The sequence below is a fragment of the Dermabacter sp. HSID17554 genome, from assembly GCF_003989295.1.
Taxonomy (GTDB): Bacteria; Actinomycetota; Actinomycetes; order Actinomycetales; family Dermabacteraceae; genus Dermabacter; species Dermabacter vaginalis.
This window is the reverse complement of the sequence record NZ_RBLW01000001.1, coordinates 51,663-73,965: the sequence shown is the minus strand read 5'-3', so window position 1 is coordinate 73,965 and position 22,303 is coordinate 51,663. Positions and strand designations below refer to the sequence as shown.

Here is a 22,303-nt window from a genome sequence, read left to right as displayed (position 1 = left end):
ACGAGAAGAAGGGTGAGAAGCGCACCACCTACCACCCACAAAGCGGTTCGCCAGTCGAAACGATTCATGCCCGCCCCCTCTTCGCACGCGAGATCTCAACGATAAGGCGTTGAAGTGCCCACATCGGGTCGCGATCATTGCCTTTGACGGCAGCGTCAGCCTTCGCGAGTGACTCAAACACCGAGGCGAGGGCTCGATCCGAGTAGTGCCGCGCGAGCTGAGCGTTGTTGCGGAACATCCAATCCTGCATGCCCACGCTCTTCGCCGTCGCGCCAGGAATCGCTACCTGCGCAACCTGCCTAGCCTTACGCACGATCGTCGCCACGATAGCCACGGGAGAAAGGCCCGAGAGTTCCGCCTGGCGAAGAAGCACGAGCGCTTCACGCTCTTTGCCGGCGAGGCAGGCGTCGGCAATCGCAAACCCCGTGGTTTCCGCACGCCCCGCCGTGAGTGCCTCCACGTGGCGGAGCGTGATTGGACCGGCCTGCTGCCCCGATTCTGGCTCGGTGTCACGCATGAGCTGGGTGCTGACGGCCGCGAGTTCCATGAGGTCGGTGCCGAATGCATCAACGAGCGCTTTGACGGCATCGGAATTGACGCGGCGTCGTGCGCGTGAAAACTCGCTCATGGCGAACGTCATCTTCGCCTTCGGCGTTTTAATCTCGGCTGCATTGACCCATGGTGCTCCCGACTTCTTGACGGCGTCGAGGAGCTTCTTGGCACGTTGATCCCCCCGGTTAATGAGCACGAGCGTGACATCTTGCTCGGGGCTCTTCACGTATTCCAGAAGAGCGTTGATGAGAGGCTCCGCGCCGCGTGTCACCTCGTCGATAATGACGAGGCGTGGCTCGCCGAACAGCGAGGGTGCCGTGTATTGGAGCAGGTCACTCTTCGTGATCTCAGTCGAAATGAAACGGTGAACCTCAAGGTCCGCATGGCGTTCGCGACTGAGGTCGACGATGCGTTCAAGCGCGCGCTGGGCGAGGAGCGCCTCCTTGCCCGCGATGAGCACAACGGGCGCGGGTTCGATACTGTGCCACTGGACTTCGGCCATGGGGAGAGTCTATCGACCACAGGGCGAACATCCCGCGTCTACGCGCCATCAACCGGCTAGCGTAACGCCTATCGTTTCTATGTATACAAAGCTTCGGAGGTGGGTCGCGTGGAGATCCTGAGCGTGTTGCTCCTGTTCGTCATGGGCATACTCGCGGGCATCGTCAACGCCGCCGTGGGCTCCGGGTCTCTCCTCACGCTCCCGGTGCTCCTCGCACTCGGAGTTCCACCCGGCGTCGCCGTTCGCACCAATACGATCGGCATGTCATTCGCCACGATCGCCTCGGTGCTCGGCTTCCGCAAGGAAATCGCCGCGGAAAAAGCTCACCTCGCCCCGCTATCGATCACGACTATTCTGTGTGCAAGCGCCGGCTCAATCCTGCTGCTGCTCTCCCCCTCACGCGCACTCGATATTGTCGTCCCCATTCTCATCATCGTTGCGCTCATCCTCGTGATCGGCCAGCCTTCCCTCACGGCATGGCTCAAAAAACGACGAGAGACAGAGCCGAGTGAGCCCACAGGTCCCGTGGGGGCGGCATACGAAAGCCCGTGGCTCGTGGCACCCATGGGCGCCGCAGCAATCTACGGCGGGTATTTCACCGCCGCCCAGGGCGTGCTCTACATGGGCATCCTCGGTATCACCACCTCGCGCAGCATGAAGGACGTCAACCCCGTCAAGAACCTCATGCAGTTGTATGTAAACGCGACCGCGGCGCTCGTGTACCTCGTCGCCTTTGTCTTTTTCGACGCACACGTGTGGTGGGCTGGAGTCGCCATCCTCGCATTCGGCGGAATGATCGGGGGGTACGTGGGTTCACACGTCGCAAAGCGCCTACCGAACTCTGTTTTGCGTGCAACGATCGTCGTCGTAGCGCTCGTCGCTCTCGTGCGCCAATTCGTGTGAATTCTGAGGCGGTTACGGTCTAACGATCCTCGTCCGCGAGTTTGGCGAGACTCGCGAGGAAAGAATCGCGCGAGGCCTTGAGATGCTCGCCCATGAGCGTTTGCGCCTTTTTCGCCTCTCCTGCTCGCACAAGTTCGTAGATCCGCTTGTGCTGGTCCCACGCGGACGTGTCGCGAGTGAGCGTGAACCCGTGGTGGGCGCTGTGAAGCCACTCCACACGCCCCCCAATCTGTTGAAGAATGTTGCTGAGAACCGGGCGCATGGCGAGATCCGCGAGCCCCTGGTGCACGCGAAGATTGGCCTCGGCGATTCCCGCACCATCGCGGTTCGCGAAGGCTTGATCCCCCTGCGCGAGGGCTTCCTCAATTTCCGTGCACAGACGGCGCGAACGTTCCACATGGGCGGCGCCGGGCGCGGAAAACTCGGCAAAATTGGCGGCAGCATCATGCACGAGGGAGGTCTCGAGAGTGATGCGCAGGTCAAACAGCTCGCGCGCGTCATCAAAGGGTGGGTGGGCCACGCGGGATCCGACGTTTGCCCGCGTCTCCACGAAACCTTCGGCTGTGAGAATGCGCAACGCCTCACGGATGGGAACGCGGGAGAACTCGAACTCCTTTGCGAGCGCTACCTCGCGAAGCGGCGTGCCAGCCTGATACTGGGCGGCAATAATTCGCTTACGGAGAGTGGCGGTCACGGTCTTCGCCGCGGCGTCAGACACGCATGAACTCCCTTCCGGGGACGGCATCGAGCAACCCCCGGGTGTACTCATGTTGGGGGGGTTTCGCACGACATCGTACACCGGGCCCATTTCCACGAGCTTTCCGGACCTCATCACGGCAACGTGATCCGCGAGATTCGCCACCACCGCGAGGTCGCGGGGTCAAGCTTGTCGGGTTCTGCTGAGAGAGCCATGGCGAGATCGCCACCATTGCGAAAGCTCTGTCCCGTGGAATTACTGTCCACAATGTCGGGCCGCTCCGGTGGATCTTCGAGACTTTGGCGTGGGACGCACCCCGCGCCGACGAACGCCACGAGGCCTGCGCTAAGTACCGTTCTGCGCTTCATCCCGGAGCCCCCTTCAGAGGAGCTTTCGAGGCACCTCCCCGAAGCTTTGTATACGACCTGAAGGGTGACATCGAGTGCGTCGACTTGGTTCACATCTTGAGATCTTTTGTATGCATACTCATGGCAATGGGACAACCCTCCACCCTTCCGGGGTGCGCTCAAAGGCCAGCATTCCGTCCGTGTCGGTGCGCCTCAGCACCGCCCCTTGCCGCTCAAGCATCGTGAGCGTTCGTGGATGCGGATGCCCGAAGGTGTTCTCACCAACACCGATGACGGCGAGTGCGGCTCGCGAGCGCTCATAAAGCTCGGGCGCCTGCCGCCGGGAACCGTGATGCGCAACCTTAACGAACTCAACGGGTTCCACGACCCCCGAACGCGCAAGGCTAGCTTGCGCATTTGGCTCTAGATCCCCTAGCGTCAAGGCGCTCCATCCGGGCGCCTTCACAAGCATCGAAATTGAACAGTCATTAAGCGCGGACTCCTCTCCCCCACCCTCGCCAGCACCAACGACTCGCGCTTCCTCGGCTGAGCGCGGCCACACAACCTCGAGGGAAAGCGCCCCCAGGGTTTCCGTGCGGGGTGCGAGCACCGCTTCCACCTCAGCACGCGGGAGTTTGGGTTCCGTAGATGTATCCAGAGGGCACACCCATGCACTCTCTGGTGCCCACTGCCCCTCAAGTGCAGGGATACCCCCGTCGTGGTCGGCGTGAGGGTGGGTCACGACGAGAAGATCGATCGACTCTACGCTGGCCCGATCGAGGCAACTCGCGAGCTTTGCCGGGTCGGGTCCCGTATCGATGAGCACCGTGTGCTCGCCCGCGCGCACGAGCATGGCATCGCCTTGCCCCACGTCGCACATCACGACATCCCAGTCCCCCGCGTCGTGACTCACGATCCGTGAGCCACCAACCACGAGAAGAACGATCACAACGAAGGCAATCGCGAGGCGCACTTCTCTCCGCTTGCGAAGCCATAGCGTGAGACCCACAAGCACAATCACCCCAGCCACGGTCAGCGCCCCTGTTGCACCGACAGGAAGAGCAATATGCGCACCCGGAAGTGAGGAACTTACCTGCGCGATGAGCACAAGGATGTGTGCGCCTGCCCCGGAGACGGCGAAAAACGGCATCGCCAGCGGCGGCCAGACGTGCGCGACAAGAATGCCCGCGAACCCCACCACGGTCGCGGGAGCCACAACAATTTCGGCAGCGATATTGGCAGGTACCGCCCACACGGAAGTTTCGGGAGCGAGCAAAAGCAAGACGGGAGTACACGCAGCCTGGGCAACCGTCGGAACGGCAAGCACGAGCGCAAGATTCCGCGAGATTCGCCCACCGCTGACCTGCTGGAGGACATCCGCGAGTGGAACTGAGAGAGCGAGGATCGCCCACGTGGCCCCGACGCTCAGCACGAATCCCACTTCCCCCACGAGTGAAGGGTCAAGGAGGCACCATGTGAGTACGGTGAGAGCGAGGGCGTTCACGGCTGGGGTGCGAAATCCCCAGTAGCGACCAATCATGAGGGGCACGGCCATGAGCGCGGCTCTCAGCAGACTAGGTTCGGATCCCACGGCAGCGACATACACGACGATTCCCACCGCACCCGCGACTACCCTCGCCTTGCGTCGCACGCCGAACGCGAGAAGCGGCAGAGTGACAAACGCGTAGGTTAGCGCGATGTTTGCGCCCGAGGCGGCAACGAGGTGGGTGAGACCCGAAGTCGCCATGGCATCCTTCGTGTCTTTGTCAAGCCCGGTCACGTCGCCAAGCGTCATGCCTACCACGAGCGCGGATTCATTTAGCGGGAGGAATGCCGATGTCTCGCGCACGAGGTCCTTGCGTGCGTTGCGCCAGTCTTCGAGGAAGCGCCCTATTCGTGACGCAAATCCCTCATTCTTCTCATTCGCGACCTTCGATCGCTCCCACTCGGTGACGTCGAGGAAAAGGGTCGAACCGTCCCGTTCAGCGTAGCCCCGCGCCGTGAGAATCTCGCCCCGTGCAAGCGAAAACGGATTTTCCCCGCGCGTCTTCTCGCTCCACGTCAACACAATGCGTCCGTTGCCAGGAAGCTCCTGCTTCCCCGCTCCCACCGAAATCGTCGGCGTCACAGGCCGAGCGGATGCGCGGGCGCGTGCCGTATCCCATGCGCGTGTTTTCCTGGGTTCCGACGGTTGCTCGCCAAGAGCGACCTGCACCTCGGTCACGACGTTTCTTATCGAGAGCGCCTCGTCGAGGCTCAGCTCCGCGGCGTGCGCACGCCCGACCGGCCCGGCGATCGCCGCCCCGAGAGCAACGGCAAGGAGGGCGTGTGCCCGCACGCGCCTATCGCGAACCATGAGCATGAGGAGGCCCGGGAGGATCACGGCGAGCAGAACAACGGGGCCGAAGGCAACCCCTGCAATCGTCGCGGGCCATACCACCACAGCGTGAGGGATAAGGCTTAAACCCCGAACGGGCTTCTCGCCGAAACCGCCGACTCCAGCGCCGAGAGCGTCACACGGTGATGCGTTCACGAAGTTTCTCGAAGATCGCGGGACCAATCCCTTTGACGTCTTGGAGCTGTTCGATACTCGTGAAGGCGCCGTTTGTGGTGCGATGTTCAACAATCCGGGACGCGATGGCGGGCCCCACGCCGGGAAGTTCTTCAAGCTCGCTTTCCGTGGCGGTGTTGATGTTGAGGAGTCCGTGATCCGAAGGGTTCTCTCCCGTGGAGTCACCGGGTGTTGCACCTTGCTGCGGCGAAGGAGCGGGTAGCCCTGCGGGAATATCCTCACCTTGGCGCGGAACGAACACCTGCTCACCGTCACTCACCACTCGTGCGAGATTGAGCCGGCTGAGGTCAGCTTCATCCGTGGCGCCACCCGCCGCTTCGAGTGCCTCCCCTACGCGGGAATCGGCGGGAAGTTCCACAACGCGAGGATCCTTCACGGCTCCCACAACATGAACGAGTATGGTGTGCGGCGCCTCTGGCGAGGCTACGGGCTGGGCTGCACCGCCCACAATTGCGGGAGGGCTTGAGGCCGTGGGCGCTGCACTCGCGAAGTCCCGCGGCGAACTAGTGGAGTGCGGCGGTCCCGGTGGCGCCTCCTCATTGACGGCAACCGTGTCCTCACGTGGTGTCATCGATGTCGCCATGTGGGCACCGCCGAGGGCGAGTGCACCCGCCGTGAGAATGCCGAGGAGCACTCGAGGCTCCTTGAGCGCTGACCATCGAAACCCTCTGCGTTCCCCCGAACTCTCGCGGGACCATTCCTCGATCTCGTCCCACGAGCGCGTGCCCGTGCTCCCGTTGATGTCCGCGCGATGCCGCCCCTCGCGCCCCGTGTCAGTGTTCATAGCCTCACACTAAAAACAAGAAACGACCATGAAAATAGCCCGGCCATCCGCTGGGGATAACCGGGGCATGTGGAGGCAGAAGCGCAGCAGGACTAGAAAAACATCGCCTGCCACTCAGGAAGGAATACGAAGAACGCCGTAATAATCACGAGCGCGTACCACGCAAGCGAAAGCACAACCCATGAGCGCAGTACAGCGCGCACCGGCCCCCTCACCTCAATCACGTTCTCCTCAACGAGGAAAGCCACGAAGGAGAAGAACATGGGCGCCACCACAACCCACACAACGAGACACCACGGGCACAGCGCGCGAATCGCGAACAGCGCGTTGCTCGAGAGCCACAGCACGAAAGCAAAGGCAAAGGCAAGCCCACCGAAGGTCGCCCACTGGAACCATCGCGGAAGCTCGACGCGCGAAAGATGAAGCGCCCCCACAACCCCCATGATCGAAAAGCCGAAAAAGCCGAGGTACATGTTGGGCATGCCGAACGTTTGCCCCTGCCATGTTTGGAGGAACGTCCCGCACGAAATGAACGGGTTGATATCGCAGGCCAGCGACGCGTTCGGATCTTCAAGAATCGCGAGTTTATCCTGCATGAGCGCGAAAGACGCGATGAGGCCAAGAGTCGATCCGAGCACCAACACGAGCCCTACGGTCAATCTCGACGCGCGAGGCTTCGCATCCCGCTCGGCACGAATCTCGGCATCAATGGCAGCAATCTCCGCATCATGAGCGGAGGAGATGGTTAAATCTTCAGTCACGCTGCTTATCGTAGTATACCTTGAGGTTCGCGAAGCCCTCGTCCATACTTACGCGCGGCTTCCACTGCAAACGCTCGCATGTGCGGCGCTGATCAAACCAGTGCGCGGTCGAAAGCTGCTCCGCGAGGAACTCGGTCATGGGCGGCTCATCATAACCTGGGCGAAGCTCCCACACCTTCTCGATGACGCGACCGGCAATCCGCGCAGCAGGGCCGGGAACCGTGATCCGTGGGCGTGAGACGCCTGCGGCGTCGCACAGCCCCACTACGAAGTCGCGAACGGTGCGCGGCTCGCCATTCGTGATCACGAAGCTCTCGCCATGCACGTGCTCGATGCGGTTGAGAGCTGCCACGAACGCCTCCGCGGCGTTGTCGATGTACGTCGTGTCAATGAGCGCCATACCGCGGTCAAGGAGAGGCATGGTGCCTTTGCGGCCACGCTCGACGATGCGCTCAACAAGTTGCGTGTCGCCAGGCCCCCACACGATATGCGGGCGCAAAGTCGTCACGAGAATACCATCGCTGCCGTCAGCCTCCATCGCCACGAGCTCGGCGGCGGCTTTGGTACGGGCGTAGGGCCCGCGGGCGCGCGTGGGTTCGGGGGCGGTCGCGTCGAGTCCGACGATCGCCTCGCCAAAGTGTGCGACCGACGGCGAAGAGGTGTTCACGAGCTTTCCGCCGCCCTGCGCGCGAAGTGCATTCACGACGTTGCGGGTGCCATCGATATTGACGGCGCGGTACTCCTCTTCGGGGCCCGAGATCGAGACCTTGGCAGCGAGGTGCACGACTGCATCGTGACCGTCAACGGCGCGTCGCACATCAGCCGCTTCGGTGAGCGAACCGCACACGTCCTTGACGCCGTCGATCCCAGCGGGGCGGCGCTGAAACGCGCTCACCTCATGGCCTGCATCGCGGAGCCGCTTTGCTACTTCACCGCCGAGCATGCCGCTCGCACCGGTCACGAGAACCTTCACAGCGCGCTCCTTTCACCGGCAAGTTCACGCTCGGCCCACGCTCCGAGACGCGCCCGCTCGATCTTCGAGTTATGGCGAATATCGGTGGGGAGCGTTGTCGTCTCAAAAGCGGCGGTCACGGCGATGCCGGTCGCTGCCTCAACCGCTTCACGAATCGCAGCCTGACGCTCCGGGGTCGCAGGCTTCGGCGTCTGGCCCTTGCCCGGGCGGAACGTCGCGGGATCCTCATAGATGACCACTACCTGCTGGGTGCCCGAAGGGCCCACACCGCACACACCCGCGCGGCGCACAAACTCGAGGCTTTCCGCGGCCTTCTCAATTTGCACGGGAGTCACGGGGCCCGCCGCGGTGGTCAGCACGTGGGCGAGGCGGCCCTCGACCCAAAGACGCCCCTCGGCATCAAGTTGGCCAACATCGCCCGTCGCGTGGTAGCCCTCGCAGCGCATCGACTCGCGGGTCGTATCCCACAACATGAGGTAGCGGTCGCGAACGTGCGCAGCGCGCACCATGATCTCGCCAGCGACGCCTGGCTCTGTCGTCACAGTCGAGGCTGCGCAACCGTCGGACTCAAGCGGTGCAATTGCAAGCTCCACGCGTGGTACGGGCCCGCCCACGCACACACCGCTGCCCTCGCCTGCGGATTCGATTCCCTCAAGATCAATCGCGGCAACCGCGAGACACTCGGTCATGCCATACGGCGAGTACGAGTGCGCATTCGGCAACACATCGCGTAGCGCGCGAAGAAGAGGCGCCGGGATCGGCGCGCCGGCGCTAAAGAAGCTCGGCACACGCGAAAGCGCTTCGCGCTGGCGGTCGTTGAGATCACCTGCGGTATCGATAATGTTCTGGAGCGCCGCCGGCGCGGTGAAGACCGCGGGCGAACCGAGTTCATCAACGGCATCGGCGAGGGCGCTAGCCGTGAGCTCTCCCGGTCGTGTCACATCCATCTCAGGCACGATGCTCGGCGCACCAAGAGCCGGCCCGAGCAGAGCAAACGGCGCGAAGCCGGCAACCAGGCCGCGCTCCGGGCGAAGCTGAAGCGTGTCGCCAACGGCCGCAAACATCGCGCTCGCCTGGCGGTGCGTGTACACGGCACCCTTCGCGGGCCCTGTGGAACCAGACGTGAACAACACGAGCGCATCCGCATCCGGATCAATATCCGCGGTGTCATCCCCGCCGCCCAGCGCATGGATCTGCTCCCCCTCGCGCATAAGCTCGTCAATCGACGTACTGACGCCAAAAACGGTGCGATCAATCGTGGGGAGTGTGCGCACCGAAAGGCGTTCGCCCGGCCAACCGAGTGCCCGCGCCCCCGCGAGAGCCGTGGGGATACCCACGACGTAGTCGATGTGCGCACCCACGATCGCCCGGGTCAGGCCCTTAATGCCGAGGCCTGCATCGGCGACGACCGCGACCGCGCCGATACGCAAACACGCGTACAACACGGCGGTGAGGTCAGCGCCCGGGGTGACGAGAACGCTTACGCGATCTCCCGCCTTGATTCCGTGCGCGCGCATGCCGCTCGCGAGCTGCGAGACGCGCTTTTCAAGCAGGCTCCACGTAATCGTTCGCGGCCCTTCGGCGAGCATCTCCACGACCGCGGGTTCAAAGGCCGTTGCGGGATCGCTCGCACGCTCCGTGATGAGAGATCCGAGGCGTTGATATTCGGGTTGCTCAGCGTAGGTCGACACGGAACGCTCGCGCAGATTTTCGCCCTTGACGAGACGCTCATCGAGCCAGCGACTCACGACACCCGCAACGGGCGCGTCCTCCCACACAAGATGCGACGCACCCTCGAAGCGATGCACATCCGCGTGCGGTACACGTTCGAGAAGATCACGCAGGTAGCGGTCCGAGAACACGACATCTCGCGGCCCCCACACCATGAGGGTCGGAACGGCCATGCTCTTGAGACCTTCGGCAAGACGCTCCAAGGTCGCGCGCGACGGGTGTTCTGCACTCGCCGGGATATCGGCCACAAAGGTTTCAATTCCGCGACGGCGCGCCTTCCCACGGTACGGAGCGTAGTAGCCCTCGCGCACCTCGCGAGGCAGCGGCGGCTTGGAAAGATTGACGGTCGTGCGGAGGAAAGCGTCGGTGCGCGAGGTCGAGAACGGTAAGAAGCCAGGCGCGGTCGCGAGCTGAAGCGAGGCCGGCAGCGATTCGCCGAGCTTCTGGTGAATCGCGGTGTTCGTGAGAATCATGCCGATCACGTCGTGGCGATTATCGAGTGCCCAACCAATCGAGACGATGCCGCCCCAATCATGACCCACCGTCACGACATTGCCCGCAAGGCCGAGCGCATCCGTGAAAAGCGAGAGATCGGTGATGCGATCCTGAAGGCGGCGCTCGTGACCCGTGCGCTCCGAGTACCCCATCTCAAGCTGATCAACGGCAACGACGCGCCAGCCGGATGCGAGCATCTCCTCGTTGAACAGGCTGCGATACAGGAAGGAATAGGTGGGATTGCCGTGCACGCACAGAAGCGTGCCACGGGGCTCGACGCCTCGCTCCTCTAGCTGGCGGGCATTGTCGAGGTAGTGCCAACGGCGCACATCGCCAAACGAATCACGCACCTCAAGGGTGTGGTGCAGTTCAGGCTGCACTCCGGGAAGGTCGGGAACGTCCTGTACATCGTGGAAGTCCTTGGCGCTCACCACTGCACCTCCATCATCGCGGTGTTGAGGCCCGAGCCTACGCCGAGGAGCAGCAGCTCATCACCCTTCGCGAAACGGTCTTGGTTGAGGGCAAGCGTAAGCGGAACGGCCTCGGCGGCAATGTTGCCAAGTTCGGGGAACGTCACCGGAATGATCTCAGGGTTGATTCCCATGGCCTTCGCGAACGCACGCGTGTACACCATCGACACCTGATGGGTGATGTACCACTGCTTATTCGAATATTCGCGACCGCTTTCTTCGGCGGCGCGCCACGTTTGCGTCACGAGCTCGAGGCCGTTTTCGAGCAGACCAGCCGTATCGGTACGCATGTCGTCCATATTGCCGATGCACAGCTCGTGATGCTCGGTGCCCGCGCGCGTCTGCGTGTGCACGATCCGGTGGCCATCCGGGTGCTTATCGAAGCGTCCCACGACAGCCGCGGCAGCGCCCGAACCGAGCGTGAGCGACGCAAACTGGTTATTGAAATCCTGGCGGGTCGAGTTCTTGTCGTTGAGGCGCGCGATGGTGCGTCGCTGCACCTCTTCAACATCCTCCGCGCCCACGATGAGTGCGTAGTCGATTTGACCGGCGTCGATGAGCCCGGCGGCGAGGGTCATCGCATTAACAAAGCCGAGGCACGCATTCGTGATGTCAAAATTCATGCACGAAGCGGGCATACCGAGCGCCGCGTGAATATGGGCACTCATCGCCGGCTCGAGGTGCTGACGCGAAACGGAAGCGTTGATGAGGATCCCGATGTCCTCGCGCGTGATGCCCGCGCTCGCCATCGCACGCTCAGCGGCAATCACAGCACCCTGTTTCCACCCGTTCTCGGGATCTTTCCACCATCGCCGCTCGTACACACCGGCGACGCGCTGAAGTGTGCCCTTCGGCAACCGCAAGCGCTTGCGGGCCGGTGAAAGCATCTCGTCGATCGAGTCAGAAGTGACGGGAACCTGAGCTTCCACGGCGGAAACGGAGAGAATGGCGGCGTTTTTATGGTCAAACGCGGTGTTGGGAATCACTACTACTATTCGCTTTCGGTCTCGGTTCGCGCCTCTCAAAGCGCCCCATTATTGTCCACCGAAGCACTGGAGATTTGGTGAAAAAGTGACCAGTTCAAAGGGCTTTGGCGCTCAAACGTGACTGAGTTCTCGGCGCGCAACGACGAGCGAACGTTCGATAGGGGCGAGCTTCGCGTCGAAGTTCCGGCTCGTGCCCGTCGCGATCTCCACGATGACAGACCCGCCCCATCCACGACGCGCGAGCCTCTGCAGAATCTCGGCAACCGGCTGATCCCCCTCGCCCGGCACAAGGTGTTCATCGCGCAGCGTGTGGCCTGAACCGTCGGTGAGGTGGAGGTGGCTGAGCCGATCCCCGACACGTTCGATCATCGCGAGGGCATCATCACCCGCGGTTGACGCATGAGAGAGGTCGATCGTCAGGTGGGCGTAATCCTCATCGGTCGGGTCATGATCCGGGTAATACGGAAGGGCCTCGCGCACCCCGAGGCGCCACGGATACATATTCTCGACGGCAAGCGCGATCCCGTAGCGCTCTTCGAGCTCGGCAACGATCTCCACGAAGTTCTTGGCGTAACGCCCCTGCCATCGGAACGGCGGGTGGGCGACAACCGTCGGAACCCCAAGATCCACGGCGAGACGCATCGTGTCCTCAAGCTTCTTTTTGGGGTCAAGGCCGCCTGCGAACTGCAAAAAGAAGAGGGTCGGGGCATGAAGCGACAAAATCGGCAGGTCATACACACGCGTGAGGGTCTCAAGGCGCATGGCGTCACGGGTAGCCGGGTCGAGCGAACACATGACCTCGACGCCGTCGTAGCCCGTGTGCCGCGCAGCCTGGAATGTTTCCTCGAGGCCGAGCGGGAACAGCGACGAAGTGGAAAGCCCAATGGGAATCGTGCGACCAGCGCGGGTTCTCGGGTGTGCGGCTTCGCTTGTTTCAGTTCGGCCCGCCCCATCATTGGAGTGAGAAGCGCTGGGTCCGACGCCTGCTCGGCTCCTCTCACGCCACGCTCTCGAGTTTTTTCTCGCCTGGTTCTTACGGGTGAAGACCTTTCGGCCGTTGCCACTTTTGTCGCTTGTCGTCACGCCTTCACGCTAGCAAGGCCAGGTGCACTAAGGTTGTGGAGGATATATTCACGCGCGCCGAAGGGATGCTCAGGAGGAACCGATGGCTAAGCTCCACTTCAAATACGGCGCGATGAACTCGGGAAAATCCGACACCCTTATCAAGACGGCCTACAACTACGAGGAACGCGGCCTCGGCACCATTACCGTCAAGCCCGCTGTCGATACGAAGGGCGAAGACTGGGTGCTCGCGCGCGGAGGCGCGAAGCGACGGGTCGATGTTCTCATTGAGTCCGGGCACGACCTTCGCGAAGAAATCAAAGCGTTCATCGCTGCTCGCCCTGAGCGAAACTTTCATGTCGTTCTCGTCGATGAGAGCCAATTCCTGGACCGCGATCAAATCGACCAGCTGTTCCTCGTCGCCAAGAACGACCAGATCTCCGTCATCTGCTACGGGCTTCGCACCGATTTTCTCGCCTGTCAATTTCCCGGCTCGTCGCGCCTGTTCGAGCTTGCCGACAACTTCGAGAAACTCCCCACGATGTGCCGCTGTGGGTCGCAAGCCGAGTTCAATTGTCGAAGCGTGAACGGCGCGTTCGTGTTCGAAGGCGACCAAGTAGCGATCGATGGCGCGGGCCGCGTGACCTACGAGTCGCTGTGTGGCACGTGCTACCTCGATGAGAAAGCTCAAGCGCTCGGCCCCGCTCTCTTCTAAACACCGATGTTTCCCGTTCCCAAGCCGTCAAGGAGTGACGCATGAAAATTCTGTCGATCCAATCTGCCGTGGCCTACGGCCACGCGGGCAACTCCGCGGCGGTGTTCCCGCTCCAGCGTCTCGGCCACGAAGTGTGGCCCGTAAATACAGTTCTCTTCTCCAATCACACTGGCCACCCCACATTCCGTGGCCCCGTGATCGACGCGAAGGACGTACACGAGGTCGTTCTCGGCATCGAAGAGCTCGGCATCCTCGGCGAAGCCGACGCTGTTCTCAGCGGTTATCAGGGCTCCGCTGCCGTCACTGACGTCATCCTCGATGCCGTTGAGCGCGTCAAGAAGCACAATCCACGCGCCGTGTATATCGCCGATCCAGTGATGGGCAACGCGGGCGAAGGTTTCTACGTCGATTCCGATATCCCGCCGCTCATGGCGAACAAGGTTGTTCCGGCCGCGGAGGTGCTGACTCCGAATCACTTCGAGCTGGGCGTGCTCACGGACACCGATGTGTCCACTCTCGAGGGCACCCTCACTGCTGTCGAACAACTGCGCGCCGAGGGCCCCGACACCGTTCTTGTCACGAGCGTACTCACCGATAAAACCACGCCCGGCACCCTCGAACTTCTCGTGGCCGATTCTTCCGGCGCTCACCTTATTTCGACACCGCGCCTGAAGCGCAAGGTTCACGGCAGCGGCGATGTGACGACGGCTCTTTTCACGGCACACTTGCTTGGCGGCGCCGGCCCCGTTGAGGCGCTCGAGAAAACTGCCGCGTCGGTGTTCGAGCTCATCGACCGCACCCTCAAAGTGAATGCACGTGAGCTCTTGATCGTCGAAAGCCAGGACGCGTTCGTCAATCCCGACACGAAATTCAAGGCCCACCCCCTCCCTCACTGAATTCCATAGGGGTTGTGGGGGTTTGAATCCACAGGGTTTAGGGGATATTGGATCCTAGGTCGTTTCGGCTTTGACTCTATAGGGTCCTGAAGCTTTGATTCCAGCGCACTTGCGCGACATACGCCGCGTCATGAGGGTGGAGAAAAACGGCGAGAGCATTTCCGAAACGGTGCCGCCTGATTTTTCCCGACCCTTGCCTTGCCCCACGGGAGGCTAGTTTTTAGTTCTTCTTGCGCGGTTTCGTTAACGTTTTCTTCTCCGCGTCCGGGTTCAACGGCCCCAGCGTTTCCTTACCCCGCTGGGGAATACCGAGATACTCCGTTGGCTCTTCATCCCCCACAAGACGCGCCTGACGAAGATCCGAATACATCCACTTCGGTTCAGACCTCACCTGCACAGTGCCATCAATCGGCTGCCACGCACCCCCACCAACCGAAAACTCCCCACTAAAAACCGTCACCAACGACACCTCATACCACCCCTCAAACGCATACCCAAATGAGCGCCACGCTCGTAGTTACTGGCCTTAGGCGCCGTGAACAGGGAGTGACGCGGATCTCTCTCGCAGTAGACATAACTACACCATCCATCCGGTACACTTACGTTGTTCACGATTAAACGATTAAGGAGACGCGCATGTCCACGATGACGAAACGGCGACGCTGGTCGCTGCTGGTGACTGTCGGAGCGGGGCTCCTACTGATCACCCTCGACAACTCGATCCTGTACACGGCATTGCCGACACTGACCGAGGACCTTCAGGCATCAAGCACCCAGAGCCTGTGGATCATCAACGCCTACCCCCTGGTGATGGCGGGCCTGCTGCTCGGTAGCGGGACCCTCGGTGATCGCATCGGCCACACGCGGATGTTCGTCGTCGGCCTGGTGATCTTCGGGTTGGCGTCCCTGCTCGCAGCGTTGGCGCCGTCGCCCGAGGTGCTGATCGGTGCACGCGCTGTGCTCGCTGTCGGTGCGGCAGCGATGATGCCGGCAACCCTGGCACTGATCCGCACGTACTTCACGGTCGAGCGCGAGCGGAATTTTGCGATCGCGATCTGGGGCAGCCTCTCCGTGGTGGGTGCCGCGCTGGGCCCCATCCTCGGCGGAACTTTGCTCGAGAACTTCTGGTGGGGCTCGGTGTTCCTGGTGAACGTGCCCGTAGTGGCGCTGGCGCTGGTTGCTACCTGGTTGATCCGCCCGGCCAATGACCCGGATCCTTCGAAGCGCTGGGATGCCGTGTCTTCGATACTGGTGATGATCGGGCTCGTCGGAACGGTGGTGGCCATCAAGGAGATCGGCCACGCGCCCCCGTCTGTCGCGACCATTGTTGTTGCGCTGCTCGTTGCTGCCATCGGGTTCTGGCTCTTCGTGCGCCGTCAGCGGCGCCTGGAGAATCCGCTGCTGGAGTTCTCCATCTTCCTCAACCCGGCGTTCAGTGCTGGCGTGCTCGCCGCGGCGTGCGCGATGTTCGCCATCGGTGGCATCCAGCTTGTCACCACGCAACGGTTCCAGCAGGTCGTCGGCTTCAGTCCGCTGGAGGCTGGGCTTTTGGTTGCCGTGATTGCCGTGGGCTCGTTGCCGACAGCGCTCCTGGGTGGTGCCTTCTTGCACCGTGTCGGGCTGCTCGCGCTGATCACCGGTGGTCTCGCCGTCGCCACCGGCGGCGTCGTGGTGACGGTAGTCGGGTTCCAATCATCCTTCGGCGTGCTGGTTCTCGGCCTTCTGGTGACGAGTGCCGGTCTCGGAGCTGCCATGTCGGTCGCCTCCACCGCCATCATCGGGAACGTGCCGGTGCGCCGTGCAGGCATGGCCGCTTCCCTCGAAGAGGTCTCCTACGAGTTCGGCAGCCTCATCGCCGTGTCCGTGCTCGGAAGCCTGCTCACGGCCATCTATACCGCCAGTGTTGTCCTCCCCAACGGCGCACCGGCGGCGGCTGGTGACGGTATCGCCGAGGCACTGGAGGCGGCGCAGGGAGACGCCGCCATCATTCAGGCGGCCTCCACGGCCTTCGACTCCGCGTACCTCGTCGTGATGCTAGTCGTTGCCGGCGTCCTGGCAGCGGCCGCTGTCATCACGGGAGTGCTGCTGCGTCGGTACCTGCCTGGCACGCAGTCGCAGCTGCACTCCGAGCACTGACCACGAAAGGACCGCTCATGCGGACCAGCAAACGAGACTCCATCCTCCAAGCCGCCCTCCACGTTGTCGAAACCGACGGCGTCACGGCCGTCACGTACGAATCGGTGGCCGCCGCCTCCGGACTCACCAAAGGTGGGCTGCTCTACCACTTCCCCTCGAAGGACGCCCTGGTGCTCGCGCTGCACGAGCATCTTGCCGAGCGCTGGGACCACGAGATGATCAACGTCCTGGGCAAGGACCCAGACGAGGCAACGCAGGACGAGCGCGTCGCCGCCTACGCCCGCGTGAGCGCTCGCAGCGCCACTGGCCCCGAGCTGCTGTTCATGCTCGAGGCGAGCACCGACAGCGAGCTCAACAAGCCGTGGAGAAGGGTCATCTCCCGATGGATACCCGACCCTGCCGAGATTGACCCGACTGACCCTCGGGCGCTGCAGAAGATGGTCGCGTACCTTGCCGCCGACGGACTCTGGCTTAGCGAATCCGTCGGAGCCGCCCCCCTTCCGCCCGAACTGCGCGCCGCGCTGGCAGAGCACCTCGCCCACTCCGTTGCGGACGCAGCCGGAACCTCGAGCAACGCGGCGAACCGATGAGCGCATCCATCTCGCAGATCTGAACCGATCCAGGTTCGCTGCCGCTGCCTTTCGCCTTCTCAAGAGGCTGCTCGTTCGCGGCCTCGTCGAGTCAGTGCCATACAGGGGCACCCCAGCGGGACAGTTACGGCGCAGTAGTTTGCTGTTGCCAATAGGCTCGGTCTCGCCATTTTTGCGACACATCTGTCGCACTGGGTATACCCCATCGACACATCCTTACTCGGAAACGGCCTACCGGGAAACAAAGTCGTCAACACCGTCCCATCACCAAAATCCCAGATATATTTCACCGGCGTCGCCCGCACACTCACAGCTTGACCGAGCATCTCCACCTCAAAAGTCTGCACCCGAGACTCCGCCCAGACCACCATGTCCAACCCGATCGGGATCCACTCACCCGGCGGTCCCAAATGCGCCTCAAGCGGCTCCACACCAAGCGACCGAAAATCCTCCTGCGACACCACCGGCATCACAGAACCACCGCCACCCGAGCTCGAAGACGGCGACGAACACCCCGACACACGCTCCGTCCCCAAAATCGGCGCCCCCGTCGATACCTCTACCTCATGTCCCACCACAACTGACGCCCCCGGAAACGCTACCGGACACGCTGCCCGCGCAGTGCGACAAAACGACGTCACAGCAAGCAACCGAAACACATCAGGCCCACCACTACGACAACCCAAATCCCGATCACTCGCCGACACCCACACCCGCCGCGGGCCATCCGTCACCGCATCACGCTTGCCCGAAGGTTTATCCGGCGCCCGCCCATTTGACCCGCCATTAATGGGGCCTCCAGGTTTTCTACCCTCGATTGTCAAAGATCCAGTTTCAGCGACTCCATCAAAATCAATATCTGAGTTCTCTTCACCTAAGACCGGTGCCGACCAACTTGAAATGGCGATTGCCGCACCAATCAACAAGCCGAAAATTTTACCGCGAGACATCGTCCGCCCCTTTCCAAACACCCTCTTGGATCTTCCAAGATCCGTTCAGGTAACGGAGGCGAAATGCTGATGCTTTTCTTTCACCTTTAACCGTTTCACTACTTAGGCCCGGCTCTGTCACCACCACATCGTTGACGGTGTATCAATATTCCACTTGAGTGAAGTCGTCGTTAGTCTCAACGACCCAAATATCATCTTCAGAGATCTCGGCGGGCGAAATATGTTTAGACTTCTTCCGCCACCGATCTATGCCGTCAATAACACGTTGGCAATTTTCGCACTGACGGGAATCAACCACGTTCCCTAGCGGTTCCGTATCGCCCGTGGCATACCCGTAATACATCCATCAACAAAGTACCTAGCTGTCTCCTGGGCGCCCTGATCGGTTTCGTACTTTATGCCCGTGTAGTCCTTGAAATCAGGAGCCTCAAGCGCCGCGTTTTCCGGCGGAAGATTCGGCGTGCGGCCGGACGCTTCACCACCGCCATCACTGCCACCACCCGAATCTGCACCGCCAGCATCACTGCTCAGCGGAGAACTGGATGACTGCGCGGCAGGCGTCGGACCACCCGCAGACTCACCACCACAGCCCACGAACCCCGCCGCCACCACAACCGCGACACTCAACGCACCAAGAACCTGTGCCCGCCCACTCCGCATACACTCCCCCATCCAGCTCGACGCGGCCCCACTCCCCCGAGCGAGGCCTATGTCACATAGCCAACCAGACCGCTAAAGCCTGCGCAACGGGGGTTTGGAAATTGTGGAAGCTCTTCATGGGCGAAGAGAGTTTGGCGAGCCGGCATCCGCTCGACTTAGCGGCGCCTCGCCTCGGCCAGGCGCGTCAATGACGACTGGGCGGCGGCGCAGCATGGAAACGGGGGCCTGGGCGGGCCACATGCACCGCGCCAAACCCCCGCAACCCCTATGCAATTCGAGGAGGGGAACTACGGGAGGATTCCGCCCTCAGCTCCGAGGGTCACGTCACCTTCAATCCGGACGCCCTCATTGAACGTCCAATCCCCCTCAACGGTGAGCGAAGACGCGTCTTTAAGGCTCGGCGCACCACCCGGGAAACGCTTCTCGAAGTCACCCACGAGCTTGTAGGGGCTGTCGGCGAGCTTGACGAGCGGGGCCTTCTCGATGACCTTCTCAAGAGCGTAATCCTCGGTGAGCTCGTAGACATCGGAGCGCACGAGCAGCAGGTCGCTCGTTGTTTTCACCGGCAGGAAACGCGAGCGGTCCACCACAATCGCGGTCGCGCCCTCGAACACCTCGATGGCCGCTCCCATCGCCGATTCAATCTGGTAGACGGGGGTGCTTGACTTATCGGAAGGATCAACAGTCTTTTCGTTGCGGATGAGTGGAAGGCCCATGACACCCTCACGCTCGGTGAGGATCTCCTTGAGCTTCACGAGATCAAACCACAGGTTGTTCGTGTGGAAGAACGGGTGGCGGTGTTCATCGGTGAAGTACTCCATCTGCTCCGCCGGGGTTTGGGCGGTATCACGCAGGATGAGGCGGGAGTCGGATTTGCGGATCGCAAGGTGCCCGCCCTTGCGGTCTGCGGCCGTGCGGCGGCACAACTCCGCGGCGTACGGTGCACCCGAGGCGGCGAACCACCCGGCGATTTCGGGCGAAGGAACCGTGCCGAGGTTGTCCGAGTTCGAGATCGATGCGTAACGAAAGCCCTGCTCAAGAAGCGCATCGAGCACGCCCGAGGTGAGAAGCGCCGTATAAATATCGCCGTGGCCCGGCGGGCACCATTCCAGCTCCGGGTTTTCCGGGAACTCCACGGGGGTGAGGTCATCGCGCTTGAGCTTTGGCTCCTTGTTCTGGAGGAAGTCAAGCGGCAGATCCCCCACCTGAAGATCCGGGTACTTCGCGAGTACTTCGAGGGTGTCCTCGCGCGTGCGGAAAGAGTTCATAAACAAAAGCGGGAGGCGCGCTCCGGTCTTCTTACGGGCCGCGAGTACCTGCTCAACGATAATCTCGAGGAAGCTCTTTCCCTCACGAACGGGGAGGAGGGACTTCGCGCGGTCCATGCCCATCGAGGTGCCAAGGCCACCGTTGAGGTTAATGACAACGAGCTTCGAGAAAGCATCCTTCGCAACCTCGGGATCAACCTCGACATCGGCAAGTCGATCCACCTCGGTGAGCGGCGAGATCGTCTCTTCCGGGATCGAACCGGTCACGCCTTGCGCAAGCTGGTGGTAAAAATCGCTGAAGACATTGATAGCGGCTTCGGCCACGCCCGCCTCGCGCATTTTCTGCTGAGCAAGCGTGAGTCCGGTGGCATTCGTGTCGTTGTCGTAACTCATGAGTCCAGGATAAGGCGCTTCCCTCATAAAACGTCGTAGAATTGGTGCCCTATGAGTACTGTGCTTTCTGCTGTCGCCTGGCCCTATGCAAACGGACCCCGCCACATCGGCCACGTTGCCGGATTCGGTGTCCCCTCCGATGTTTTTTCGCGCTACATGCGCATGGCCGGGCACGACGTGCTCATGGTCTCGGGAACCGATGAACACGGAACCCCGATCCTCGTGGCTGCCGATCAAGAAGGAATTACGGCGCGCGAGCTTGCCGATCGCAACAACCGCGTGATCGTTGAAGACCTCGTGAACCTCGGGCTCTCCTACGACCTCTTCACGCGCACGACTTCCGGCAATCACTACGCGATCGTGCAGGAAATGTTCACGACCGTGCGCGACAACGGCTACATGATCGAAAAGGTGACGCGCGGCGCAATCTCCCCGTCGACCGGCCGCACACTCCCCGACCGCTACATTGAAGGCACATGCCCGCTGTGCAAGACGGCCGGTGCCCGCGGCGACCAATGCGACGCATGCGGCAACCAACTCGACCCAACCGACCTCATCGACCCGGTCTCGCGCATCAATGGCGAAACCCCACAGTTCATCGAAACCACCCACTACTTCCTCGACCTGCCCGCACTCGCCGATGCACTCGGCAAATGGCTCGATGAGCGCGAGGCCACGGGGCTGTGGCGCCCGAACGTGATTCGCTTCAGTCAGAACATCCTCAAGGACATCAAGCCGCGCGCGATGACCCGCGACATCGACTGGGGAATCCCCGTTCCCGGCTGGGAAGATCAGCCCACGAAACGCCTGTACGTGTGGTTCGATGCCGTGATTGGCTATCTTTCGGCGTCGATCGAGTGGGCGCGCCGCTCTGGCGACCCTGAGGCCTGGCGCAAGTGGTGGAATGACCCGGAAGCCCTCTCGTATTACTTCATGGGCAAGGACAACATCGTTTTCCACTCGCAGATTTGGCCGGCTGAGCTCATTGCGCACAACGGCGGCGGCAGCAAGGGCGGTGAGCCGGGAAGGCTCGGCACGCTCAACCTTCCGACGGAAGTCGTGAGTTCGGAGTTCCTCACGATGGAGGGGAAGAAGTTCTCGAGTTCGAAGGGCATTGTGATTTATGTGCGCGATGTTCTCGAGCGTTATCAGGCCGATGCCCTGCGCTACTTCATTTCCGCGGCAGGCCCCGAAAACCAGGACGCCGACTTCACGTGGAGCGAGTTCGTGTCGCGCACGAACAACGAGCTCGTTGCTGGATGGGGCAACCTCGTGAACCGCACCGCTGCCATGATCGCCAAGAACGTGGGTGAAATTCCCGCAGCGGGCGAGCTCACGGAAGCAGACAGCGCCCTCCTGACGAAGATCACCGAGGGCTTTGACACCGTCGGAAACCTCATTCGCACCCACCGCCAGAGGGCGGCCATCTCCGAAATCATGCATCTCGTGGGAGAAGCGAACGCGTATGTGTCGGCGACCGAGCCGTTCAAGCTCAAAGCCGAAGAAGAGCGCCCACGCCTGCTCACGATTTTGCATGTGCTGGCACAGGCCGTGACCGACCTCAACACGATGCTCTCGCCGTTCCTGCCGTTCTCCGCGAACCAAGTCGAGAAGGTTCTGGGCGGCACGCTCGAGATCGCGCCGATGCCACACATCGAAGAGGTTGAGGATCTCGATGCCGACGCTACCTACCCCATCATCACGGGCGATTACACGCACGTTCCTGCTTGGGGGCATCGCGATGTCACGGTGGGCGCTCCGGTCGCAAAGCCCAAGCCGATTTTCCAGAAGCTCGACCCCAGCATTGTCGAAGAGGAACTCGAGCGCCTCGGTATCGCGAGCGAATAGTTCGGGAGAAGC

18 protein-coding genes are annotated in these 22,303 nt (G+C 62.0%); 6 read left to right on the top strand and 12 right to left on the bottom strand.

What is annotated here, in order from left to right:
* Window positions 1-64: 64 nt before the first annotated feature.
* Complete coding sequence (gene holA, locus D8M36_RS00350) at window positions 65-1,054, bottom strand: DNA polymerase III subunit delta (RefSeq protein WP_126845845.1); 990 nt, start codon at window positions 1,052-1,054, stop codon at window positions 65-67.
* 108 nt (window positions 1,055-1,162) lie between these two features.
* Here holA and D8M36_RS00345 point away from each other — a divergent pair, with 108 nt between their 5' ends.
* Window positions 1,163-1,957, top strand: a complete 795-nt coding sequence (locus tag D8M36_RS00345) for a sulfite exporter TauE/SafE family protein (protein WP_126845843.1) — start codon at window positions 1,163-1,165, stop codon at window positions 1,955-1,957.
* A gap of 19 nt (window positions 1,958-1,976) precedes the next feature.
* Here the strand turns inward: D8M36_RS00345 and D8M36_RS00340 are convergent, their stop codons facing one another.
* The 8 genes from D8M36_RS00340 to D8M36_RS00300 all read right to left on the bottom strand — a co-directional run bounded on the left by D8M36_RS00340 (window position 1,977) and on the right by D8M36_RS00300 (window position 12,856).
* Complete coding sequence (locus tag D8M36_RS00340) at window positions 1,977-2,675, bottom strand: GntR family transcriptional regulator (protein WP_161970170.1); 699 nt, start codon at window positions 2,673-2,675, stop codon at window positions 1,977-1,979.
* Window positions 2,676-3,140: 465 nt separating this feature from the next.
* Window positions 3,141-5,534, bottom strand: a complete 2,394-nt coding sequence (locus tag D8M36_RS00330) for a ComEC/Rec2 family competence protein (protein ID WP_126845839.1) — start codon at window positions 5,532-5,534, stop codon at window positions 3,141-3,143.
* Window positions 5,515-6,357, bottom strand: a complete 843-nt coding sequence (locus D8M36_RS00325) for a ComEA family DNA-binding protein (RefSeq protein WP_082991085.1) — start codon at window positions 6,355-6,357, stop codon at window positions 5,515-5,517. The genes D8M36_RS00330 and D8M36_RS00325 overlap by 20 nt, the downstream gene beginning before the upstream one ends.
* Window positions 6,358-6,449: 92 nt before the next feature.
* Window positions 6,450-7,118 carry a vitamin K epoxide reductase family protein gene (locus D8M36_RS00320; RefSeq protein WP_065247718.1) on the bottom strand — a complete coding sequence of 223 codons (669 nt, stop codon included), beginning with the start codon at window positions 7,116-7,118 and terminating at the stop codon, window positions 6,450-6,452.
* Window positions 7,111-8,091, bottom strand: a complete 981-nt coding sequence (locus D8M36_RS00315; protein WP_065247717.1) for an NAD-dependent epimerase/dehydratase family protein — start codon at window positions 8,089-8,091, stop codon at window positions 7,111-7,113. Before D8M36_RS00315 ends, D8M36_RS00320 begins: the two co-directional genes overlap by 8 nt.
* Window positions 8,088-10,751 (bottom strand): alpha/beta fold hydrolase, encoded by a 2,664-nt coding sequence (locus D8M36_RS00310; protein ID WP_065247716.1) that lies wholly within the window; start codon window positions 10,749-10,751, stop codon window positions 8,088-8,090. The genes D8M36_RS00315 and D8M36_RS00310 overlap by 4 nt, the downstream gene beginning before the upstream one ends.
* Window positions 10,745-11,770: a 3-oxoacyl-ACP synthase III gene (locus D8M36_RS00305; RefSeq protein WP_065248730.1), complete on the bottom strand. Its 1,026-nt coding sequence runs from the start codon at window positions 11,768-11,770 to the stop codon at window positions 10,745-10,747. The genes D8M36_RS00310 and D8M36_RS00305 overlap by 7 nt, the downstream gene beginning before the upstream one ends.
* 114 nt (window positions 11,771-11,884) lie before the next feature.
* Complete coding sequence (locus tag D8M36_RS00300) at window positions 11,885-12,856, bottom strand: sugar phosphate isomerase/epimerase family protein (RefSeq protein ID WP_065247715.1); 972 nt, start codon at window positions 12,854-12,856, stop codon at window positions 11,885-11,887.
* An 82-nt stretch (window positions 12,857-12,938) separates the two neighbouring features.
* On the opposite strand from D8M36_RS00300, the gene D8M36_RS00295 reads away from it, so the two are divergent.
* Both D8M36_RS00295 and pdxY read left to right on the top strand, forming a co-directional pair.
* Window positions 12,939-13,550 (top strand): thymidine kinase, encoded by a 612-nt coding sequence (locus tag D8M36_RS00295; RefSeq protein ID WP_016664435.1) that lies wholly within the window; start codon window positions 12,939-12,941, stop codon window positions 13,548-13,550.
* A 41-nt stretch (window positions 13,551-13,591) separates the two neighbouring features.
* Entirely contained in the window at window positions 13,592-14,446 is an 855-nt protein-coding gene (gene pdxY / locus D8M36_RS00290; protein WP_016664434.1) for a pyridoxal kinase PdxY, read from the top strand.
* Window positions 14,447-14,666: 220 nt separating this feature from the next.
* Here the strand turns inward: pdxY and D8M36_RS00285 are convergent, their stop codons facing one another.
* On the bottom strand, window positions 14,667-14,906 hold the full coding sequence (locus D8M36_RS00285; RefSeq protein ID WP_016664433.1) for a hypothetical protein: 240 nt from the start codon (window positions 14,904-14,906) through the stop codon (window positions 14,667-14,669).
* Between the two features lie 176 nt (window positions 14,907-15,082).
* On the opposite strand from D8M36_RS00285, the gene D8M36_RS00280 reads away from it, so the two are divergent.
* Both D8M36_RS00280 and D8M36_RS00275 read left to right on the top strand, forming a co-directional pair.
* Window positions 15,083-16,582 (top strand): MFS transporter, encoded by a 1,500-nt coding sequence (locus D8M36_RS00280; RefSeq protein ID WP_065247713.1) that lies wholly within the window; start codon window positions 15,083-15,085, stop codon window positions 16,580-16,582.
* Between the two features lie 17 nt (window positions 16,583-16,599).
* Entirely contained in the window at window positions 16,600-17,172 is a 573-nt protein-coding gene (locus tag D8M36_RS00275; RefSeq protein ID WP_021353195.1) for a TetR/AcrR family transcriptional regulator, read from the top strand.
* Between the two features lie 1,253 nt (window positions 17,173-18,425).
* Here D8M36_RS00275 and D8M36_RS00270 read toward each other — a convergent pair.
* Both D8M36_RS00270 and D8M36_RS00265 read right to left on the bottom strand, forming a co-directional pair.
* Window positions 18,426-18,782 carry a hypothetical protein gene (locus tag D8M36_RS00270; protein WP_126845834.1) on the bottom strand — a complete coding sequence of 119 codons (357 nt, stop codon included), beginning with the start codon at window positions 18,780-18,782 and terminating at the stop codon, window positions 18,426-18,428.
* Window positions 18,783-19,069: 287 nt separating this feature from the next.
* Entirely contained in the window at window positions 19,070-20,443 is a 1,374-nt protein-coding gene (locus D8M36_RS00265) for a UTP--glucose-1-phosphate uridylyltransferase (RefSeq protein ID WP_065247711.1), read from the bottom strand.
* Window positions 20,444-20,494: 51 nt separating this feature from the next.
* Here D8M36_RS00265 and metG point away from each other — a divergent pair, with 51 nt between their 5' ends.
* Window positions 20,495-22,291 carry a methionine--tRNA ligase gene (metG, locus tag D8M36_RS00260; RefSeq protein ID WP_126845832.1) on the top strand — a complete coding sequence of 599 codons (1,797 nt, stop codon included), beginning with the start codon at window positions 20,495-20,497 and terminating at the stop codon, window positions 22,289-22,291.
* Window positions 22,292-22,303 lie beyond the last annotated feature (12 nt).